The 5,278-nt window shown below is 52.6% G+C and carries 3 protein-coding genes; all 3 read right to left on the minus strand.

Annotated elements, in window-relative coordinates; all coding sequences use genetic code 11:
• On the minus strand, positions 1-2,948 hold a 2,948-nt coding region (locus G006_RS27425; protein WP_020485871.1), incomplete at its 3' end, for an MCP four helix bundle domain-containing protein.
• 55 nt (positions 2,949-3,003) lie between these two features.
• The gene (locus G006_RS0124525) at positions 3,004-3,189 is read right to left on the minus strand and encodes a hypothetical protein (protein ID WP_020485872.1); all 186 of its coding nucleotides are present in this window, start codon (positions 3,187-3,189) and stop codon (positions 3,004-3,006) included.
• Between the two features lie 184 nt (positions 3,190-3,373).
• Positions 3,374-5,278 (minus strand): methyl-accepting chemotaxis protein (locus G006_RS29300; RefSeq protein ID WP_020485873.1); only part of this gene is annotated, 1,905 nt, incomplete at its 5' end.

Here is a 5,278-nt window from a genome sequence, read left to right on the forward strand (position 1 = left end):
TTCACGGTGTCTTTAAATTCACCCAACTGGCCTTTGTAGTTACCTGTCACGTTGCGGGTCAAATCGCCTTGTTCAACCAACGCCAGCACTTCGACGGCTTCATTCAGCGGCAAGATCACGCCATCCAGGGTGTCATTGACGCCTTCGACGATTTTGCGGAAGTCGCCTTGGTGCTTACTGGCGTCGGCGCGGGTTTGCAGACGGCCTTCAACGGCGGCGGTTGCCAGCATATTGGCGTCGGCCACCAGTGCATTGACCGCATCGATACAGGTGTTGAGGTTGTTTTTAATCGTGTTGAAATCGCCGTTGTAGCTATCGGTGATTTTGGCCGGAATGTGTCCTTTGGAAATGTTATCGACATAGTCAGCCGCTACATTCAACGGGCCTATGACCGCATTCAGGGTCAGGTTCACGCCCTCGACAATCTTGCGAAAATCGCCTTGGTGTTTAGTGGCATCGGCTCTAGTTGCCAGATGGCCTTCTACGGCTGCGGTCGAGAGCATATTGGCGTCGGCGACCAGGGCGTTCACCGCATCGATACAGGTATTCAGGTTGTTTTTGATGGTGTTGAAATCACCGTTGTAGGTGTCGGTGATTTTTGCCGGAATCGCCCCGCGAGAGATGTTGTCCACATACTCGGCCGCGACGTTGAGCGGGCCGATCACGGCGTCCAGGGTGTTGTTGACGCCTTCGACAATCTTGCGGTAATCGCCTTGGTATTGGCTGGCATCGGCGCGGGTGGCTAAGCGGCCTTCGATGGCCGCTTTTTCCAGCGCAGCGGCTTCCGCCACCATGCTGCTGATCGCGTCGATACAGTTATTCAGGTTGTTTTTGATGGTGTTGAAATCGCCGTTGTAGTGGTCGGTGATTTTTGCCGGAATCGCCCCGCGAGAGATGTTGTCCACGTACTCGGCGGCGACGTTCAAGGGCCCGATCACCGCGTCCAGGGTGCTGTTGACGCCTTCGACGATTTTACGGAAATCACCTTGGTGCTGGGTCGCATCGGCACGGGTGGCCAGACGGCCTTCGACCGCAGCGGTCGCCAGCATGTTGGCGTCAGCGACGAGGGCATTAACGGCATCGATACAGGTATTCAGATTGTTTTTGATGACGTTGAAATCGCCGTTGTAGGTGTCGGTGATTTTCGCGGGGATCGCACCTTTAGAAATGTTATTCACATACTCGGCGGCAACGTTGAGCGGGCCAATCACCGCGTCCAGGGTGTTGTTGACGCCTTCGACAATCTTGCGGTAATCGCCTTGGTATTGGCTGGCGTCGGCGCGGGTGGCTAAGCGGCCTTCGATGGCCGCTTTTTCCAACGCAGCGGCTTCGGCCACCATGCTGCTAATCGCGTCGATACAGTTGTTCAGATTGTTTTTGATGGTGTTGAAATCGCCGTTGTAGTGGTCGGTGATTTTCGCCGGAATCGCCCCGCGAGAGATGTTGTCCACGTAATCGGCGGCGACGTTCAAAGGTCCGATCACCGCATCCAGGGTGCTGTTGACCCCTTCGACGATTTTTCGGAAATCGCCTTGGTGTTGGCTGGCATCCGCTCGGGTGGCCAAGCGACCTTCGACGGCGGCAGTAGACAACCTGTTGGCGTCGGCCACCAGGGCGTTCACTGCATCGATACAGGTATTCAGGTTGTTTTTGATGGTGTTGAAATCACCGTTGTAGGTGTCGGTGATTTTCGCCGGAATAGCCCCGCGAGAGATGTTGTCCACATATTCGGCGGCCACGTTCAAGGGCCCGATCACGGCGTCCAGGGTGTTGTTGACGCCTTCCACCAGCTTACGAAAATCGCCATGGTGTTTGGACGCATCGGCGCGAGTAGACAAACGGCCTTCGACAGCGGCTTTGGACAGCAGGTTGGCGTCGGCCACTACCGCTTTCAAGTTACCGCGCACCAGTTCAATCGTCTCGTTGATAAACGCTTTTTTACCCGGCAGCTTTTCAATGGGGGCGTCGAAATCGCCTTCGCCAAATGACTTGAATACGCCTACCGCCATTTTTTTAACTGCAATATGGCCGTTAACCATATCGTTTACGCCTTTAGCGACGGATCTGAAGCTACCATGAAATTTTTGCTGATCGACAACCACATCGATATCGCCCTTTTCATGCTCGCTAGCCATGTGATCCATCTCGGCCAATAGTGCCTTAATGTTGTCGCTAAGCTGCTTCATATTCGCCAGAACGCTAGTTTCATCGCCTTGTTTAGGTTGAATGGCAGTAGATAAATCTCCCTGCGAAATTTTATAGGCTAAATCCGCAACAAAATCCGGTTCGCCACCCAATTGCCGCATTAAGCTGCGTATGATGATCGTGGCAACTATGACACTCAAAATCAGAGCAAACACAGCCACAGCCAACATAATATTGAAGCTGGAGCCGTAAAGATCGTCGGCATCTTTGGCCTGCGAATTCATTCTTTGCTCTTGATATTCGTTGATATCCGCCAAAGCCTTTAATAAAGCGGCATTTGTCGGTCTGAAGTCGTTCAACAGAAAATTGATAGCCTCTTGTTTACCCTTGCTGTTCTCTAGCAGATCGTAAAAGGTATCGTATTTTTTGCCGACTTCCTGGCGTCTATCGCTCAATGTTTTCAGCAATGAACGCCCAGCTTCGGACTTTATAGTCGCTTCGAGCTTATCCATAGATGCTTTGTTTTCGTCCCTATTTTGTTGGATATCCTGCCTGGTTTCTTTGATCTTGGCTTCATCGTCCAATAACAGCAGGACATTCATATTGCGGGCAATCGACAAGGTGTTTTCTATCATCTCGCCGGTAATTTTGACTTTGGTGTAGCCGTCGTTAACTATGTCTTGCGTGATATCCGATAGCGATTTCATGTTATTCAAACCAATGCCGACAACAAGCGCCAGCAAACTTAAAACAAAGCCAAAGGCCAGCCCAAGCTTTGTAGCAATTTTCATATTGGTAAACATACGATTTTCCTTACGGTATTTGACTGTTTGTGAAGACTTTCAGTGGAATAGAAATTCATCCTGGGAATCGGTTATGCTCCTGTTGGCGAATCAAAGTGGGGGCATCGAGAATTAATGCGACTCCACCGCTACCGAGAATGGTGGAACCGCCAACGCCCTGCGCGTGAATGACGCCCGCCAAACCGGCCAAACCCAGCACTTCTGAACCGATTAATAACAACAAACGTTGTGTGACTGTCATTGTTGTACCCTCATTAGTTTTCTTAAATGCATAACGTCGCTCACGCGATAAAGTAGTACGGCATTCCTTACCGCGCCGATTTCACAACATCAGGTTGACCGCTTCCCTTTTAGTCGCCCGTTGCTTGAGTCATTTCTCTCAGCTGATTCCTGTTACCAAAACCCAAGTTCTGCAAGCTGCTGTTTTACAACTTCGCTTGTTTTTTTAATGTCACGATTGCAACACTGACTTGGCTGGACGCCAATGCAAATGCGCTGCCCGCATCTAACAAGGACTCGGCTGTTTCATATTGGCCGCTATTAATAACCTCGGCCACTTTTCCGGCTTCGCGATGAAACTGCGCATGTCTATGCAGACAGTCCTGAAAACCCGACAAATGTTGGTATTGCCGTTGGCCGCCACCGTGCAACCATTTGCCCAACTTGCAGCAATCGTCCCGGCCAATGGTCGCGGCATCCATGTGTTCATGCTGACTGATACCGCGCCGCAGTTTAACTTTCCACTCACTGTGTGCTTGGATAGCTGCATCCAAGTCAATGGCGTCATCCTCTGTGGCTTTTGCACTTGCCGGCTTTGCACTTTCTGACCGACGCGATGTTGCCTGGGCCGCTGACCTGCTGACATCGTGTCCGGAAGAGATAATTTTGAAAAAACTCATCAAAGTTTGCAGTTGTTCGGTTTGACTGGTCATTTCTTCGGCGGTTGCCGCCAGTTGTTCGCTGGCGGACGCATTCTGCTGAGTAATCTGGTTCATCTGGTTCATCGCATTGTTGACTTGGCTGACACCGGCCGATTGCTCTTGCGACGCGGCGGCAATTTCCTGGACCAAATCGGAGGTTCTGGCTATGCTGGGGACGATTTCATCCAACAGTTTGCCGGCCGATTCGGCTGTTTCCACGCTGGTTTCCGCTAATTCGCCGATTTCCTGCGCGGCCACTTGGCTGCGCTCGGCCAGCTTGCGGACTTCCGCCGCCACCACCGCGAAGCCTTTGCCGTGATCGCCGGCCCGCGCCGCTTCGATGGCCGCATTCAGTGCCAACATGTTGGTCTGATACGCAATGTCGTCGATGATGCCGATTTTCTTGGCGATCTCGCGCATGGCGTCAACGGTCTGCTTAACGGCTTCACCGCCTTGGCTGGCTTCGGTAGCGGCTTTGCTGGCCATGCCGTCGGTGACTTTGGCATTGTCGGCATTCTGGTTGATGCTGGCCGCCATTTCCTCGATGCTGGCGCTGGTGATCTCGACACTGCCCGCTTGTTCGCTGGCGGCTTGCGACAGCGATTGGGAGGTGGAACTGATCTGCTCGGAGGCATTACCCAGCTGATCCGCTGCCGAAATAACCTCGGAAATGGTTTGGGAGAGTTTGGCGACGGTGTTATTCACGGTGTCTTTAAATTCACCCAACTGGCCTTTGTAGTTACCTGTCACGTTGCGGGTCAAATCGCCTTGTTCAACCAACGCCAGCACTTCGACGGCTTCATTCAGCGGCAAGATCACGCCATCCAGGGTGTCATTGACGCCTTCGACGATTTTGCGGAAGTCGCCTTGGTGCTTACTGGCGTCGGCGCGGGTTTGCAGACGGCCTTCAACGGCGGCGGTTGCCAGCATATTGGCGTCGGCCACCAGTGCATTGACCGCATCGATACAGGTGTTGAGGTTGTTTTTAATCGTGTTGAAATCGCCGTTGTAGCTATCGGTGATTTTGGCCGGAATGTGTCCTTTGGAAATGTTATCGACATAGTCAGCCGCTACATTCAACGGGCCTATGACCGCATTCAGGGTCAGGTTCACGCCCTCGACAATCTTGCGAAAATCGCCTTGGTGTTTAGTGGCATCGGCTCTAGTTGCCAGATGGCCTTCTACGGCTGCGGTCGAGAGCATATTGGCGTCGGCGACCAGGGCGTTCACCGCATCGATACAGGTATTCAGGTTGTTTTTGATGGTGTTGAAATCACCGTTGTAGGTGTCGGTGATTTTTGCCGGAATCGCCCCGCGAGAGATGTTGTCCACATACTCGGCCGCGACGTTGAGCGGGCCGATCACGGCGTCCAGGGTGTTGTTGACGCCTTCGACAATCTTGCGGTAATC

Source organism: Methylomonas sp. MK1 (genome assembly GCF_000365425.1).
Lineage (GTDB): Bacteria > Pseudomonadota > Gammaproteobacteria > Methylococcales > Methylomonadaceae > Methylomonas.